This is a genomic window from Acidimicrobiia bacterium, assembly GCA_035948415.1.
Taxonomy (GTDB): Bacteria; Actinomycetota; Acidimicrobiia; order IMCC26256; family PALSA-555; genus PALSA-555.
The window spans coordinates 1-2,816 of the sequence record DASZJD010000046.1; the positions used below are offsets into that span (position 1 = coordinate 1).

A 2,816-nucleotide genomic window follows, 5' to 3' on the forward strand; every position below is an offset into this window, starting at 1 on the left:
TTGGCCGCCTGTTCGGCGACGCGGGCGAACCCGTGCACAACATCTTTTCCTATCTGGGCGTGGCTGATCTCGCGGCCGCCGCTGTCCGGGCGGATCGGCGGGACGAGGGCCGGGACGCGCTCGACCGCACCCTCGGCCGCCTCGACGGAACGGCCTCGGCCCGGCTCGAGCAGCTCATCGCCCGCGCCCGCGGCATCCTCGCCGGCCCGGACGGGGCCGAAGCCCACTTCGGCACGGCGCTCGCCGACCCCGCCGGGGACCAGTGGCCCTTCGAGTGGGCCCAGCTCCGCCTCGACTACGGCGAATGGCTGCGGCGCCGCCGCCGGATCAACGACGCCAAACCCGTCCTGACCGACGCCCTGGAAACCTTCCAGCGGCTCGGGGCCCGGTCCTGGGCGCAGCGCGCCCAGGCCGAGCTCAGAGCGTCCGGGGTGGCCGTCACCGGCGCGCCCGCCGAACCCGACGCCCTCGGGGAACTCACCCCCCAGCAACGCCAGATCGTCCGCCTGGCCAGCGACGGCCTGACCGACCGCGAGATCGCCGACCGGCTGTTCCTGTCCCCGCGCACGGTCAGCTCGCACCTGTACCGGTCCTTTCCCAAGCTCGGGGTCGCCAGCCGCCACCAGCTACGCGACGTGATCACCCGCGCCGGCACGCCAGCTAATTGACTGGGAGCACCTCGAACGCCGGGTGTTTGGGGGCGATGGCCCGGATCTGGTCGTCGCTTGAGTCTGGCCCGGTGCCCTCGAAGAAGATCCCGACCTCTGCCTTCCATCTTCTGAGGTAGGCGCGCAGGACCGGTACCTTCTCATCGTCGGAGAGCTCCCGGCCGCGGAAGCCCTCCGTGCGCCTGCCCACGCGCAGCTCGCCGGTGCCGGCGGCGCGCAGGTTGCGCACCCACTGGCTTTCGCCGCGGGGTGCGACCAGGTAACGGCGGCCGTCGTGGGTGAGCAGGTTCACCGGCGTGGTCCGCCACTGTCCGCTCGTCCGGCCCTTCACGGCCAGGACCCGCGAGCCGAGAACGCTGATGCCTTGCTGGGTAAGGAAGGCCACCAGCCGATTGAAAACGTTGCGCGTGAACCAGCCGGGCGGACGGTAGTAATCGGGCATGCTGCCAGCGTAGCCAAGCAAGCGCCGGGCCACTCGCGCACGACTCGTCCCGGTCACGGGCAGGCGAGGAAGAGCCGCTCCTCCGTGGCCAGGTGGGGCGCCCACTCGAGGCGGCCCGCGCCTGCGAAGCGGAGGTACGCGCGGAGCGCGTCGCGCATCGCGTCGACGAACCCGTCGGCGCGGCGCGGCGCGAAGCCGTCCTCCCACCAGACGTTGAGCACCTCCACGCGGGCTCGGTCCCGGTCGATCCGCGGTTCGATCCGGGCGACGAAGCGGTCCCCGAAACAGATCGGGAGCACGTACCAGCCCCAACGGCGCTTGGCCGCCGGGAAAAAGCCCTCCCATACATAGTCGAAGCCGAACAGGTTCGCCACGAGGGAGTTGTCCCACAGTAGCGAGTCGAACGGGGCGATGAACGCGGCGGAGGGCGCCGGCTCCGGCGGCGCCTGCAGCAGCGCGAGCTCCTGGGCCAGGACGAAGCGCTTGCCGCGCACGCCCTCGACCTCGACGGGCACGAGCGCGCCGAGCTCGACCAGCTCCTCGCGCAGCTCGTTGCGCCCCGGCCGCCCCGGGGCCGACTCCGGATTGGCGATGCGGTCGAACGTGCCGCCGGCGCCGCCGGCGCCGAGCAGCCCGTGGGCGCGGTACCGGGACAAGAGCTTGTGCCGGAGCTGCTCGCGCACCGGCACCTCGTGCGCGAGCAGCTCGGCCGGGAGCAGCCGTTCGAGGAGGTCGTAGTACCGGCGGTTGCCCTCGCGCCGGGCCAGGCCGATCGCGCCCGTGACGGTGTACGCCTCGAGCACGGCGCGCACGACGTTCTCCGGCATCCCGAACCAGTCCTTCGGCGCTCCGTGCTCGGGCTCGAAGTCGAGCGCCGACAGCGCGCCCTCCGCGCGGATCCGCCCGATTACGCGCTCGGCCACGACCGCGTTCTCGGCGAGGATCGCGGCGTGGAACCGGGGTCCCTTGCGGCCGAAGCCCAGACGGAACCAGGGGAACTCACTCGCCGGGACGAGCGACAGCGCCTTGTTAGTCACCTCGAAGATCTCACGGCGTTCGTAGAGCACGTCGCACCAGGCGGGCTCGTAGCCGGCGACGCGCGCGTGCAGCACGAGGTCATGGTTCCGGCCGGCGACCGCGACCGGGTCGAACTGGATCGACCCGAACTTCCGGAAGACCTCGAGCACCCCGTCGAGGTCTCCCTCGACAGACCGCGCAGGCGCCAGGAAGTGCCGCGCGAGGAGAAAGCGACGCGCCGCCTCAGCAGCGACCTTCACCTGGAAGACACTAACAGCGCAGCCCCGGGGGGTTTCGCGCCGGCGGGTTCGTGTAGTTGGCGTGCTTGGCGTGCCCGCGCGGAACCGGGGAGTGCTGGGCGGCATTCAAGGGGCGTGACTAGCTACCGCAGCGCAATGCCCGTGCTGAGCGTGTTCGTCCGGGCGTTCCGGACGCCTGACCTGCGCAAGAAGCTGCTGTTCACCGGGGCCATGATCGTCTTGTTCCGGTTCGGCTCGAACCTGCCCGCGCCGGGCATCTCCGAGCAGAACGTCAGCTACTGCTCCCGGATGTCGAGCTCCGGCGGGGTCTTCGCCATCTTGAACCTGCTCAGCGGCAACTCGCTGCTGCACCTGACCGTGTTCGCGATCGGCATCCTGCCGTACATCACGGCCAGCATCATCGTGCAGATGCTCACCCAGGTGATCCCG

General features: G+C 71.1%; 4 protein-coding genes. 2 read left to right on the forward strand and 2 right to left on the reverse strand.

The window, feature by feature from the left end:
• Positions 1–668: LuxR C-terminal-related transcriptional regulator (locus VG869_06710; GenBank protein ID HEV3450881.1), on the forward strand; the 668-nt coding region annotated here is incomplete at its 5' end.
• On the opposite strand, the gene VG869_06715 is transcribed toward VG869_06710, so the two are convergent.
• Together VG869_06715 and VG869_06720 are read right to left on the reverse strand one after the other, a co-directional pair.
• Entirely contained in the window at positions 661–1,110 is a 450-nt protein-coding gene (locus VG869_06715) for a nitroreductase family deazaflavin-dependent oxidoreductase (protein HEV3450882.1), read from the reverse strand. The two genes, VG869_06710 and VG869_06715, sit on opposite strands and share 8 nt — an antisense overlap.
• 53 nt (positions 1,111–1,163) lie before the next feature.
• Positions 1,164–2,387 (reverse strand): crosslink repair DNA glycosylase YcaQ family protein, encoded by a 1,224-nt coding sequence (locus VG869_06720; protein HEV3450883.1) that lies wholly within the window; start codon positions 2,385–2,387, stop codon positions 1,164–1,166.
• 135 nt (positions 2,388–2,522) lie between these two features.
• Here VG869_06720 and VG869_06725 point away from each other — a divergent pair.
• Positions 2,523–2,816, forward strand: a 294-nt coding sequence (locus VG869_06725; protein ID HEV3450884.1) for a preprotein translocase subunit SecY, incomplete at its 3' end; no start/stop codon positions are given.

Bases quoted from the DNA above. Each gene is read 5' to 3' on its own strand.
- VG869_06715 (HEV3450882.1), bottom strand. From the start codon at position 1,110: ATGCCCGATTACTACCGTCCGCCCGGCTGGTTCACGCGCAACGTTTTC.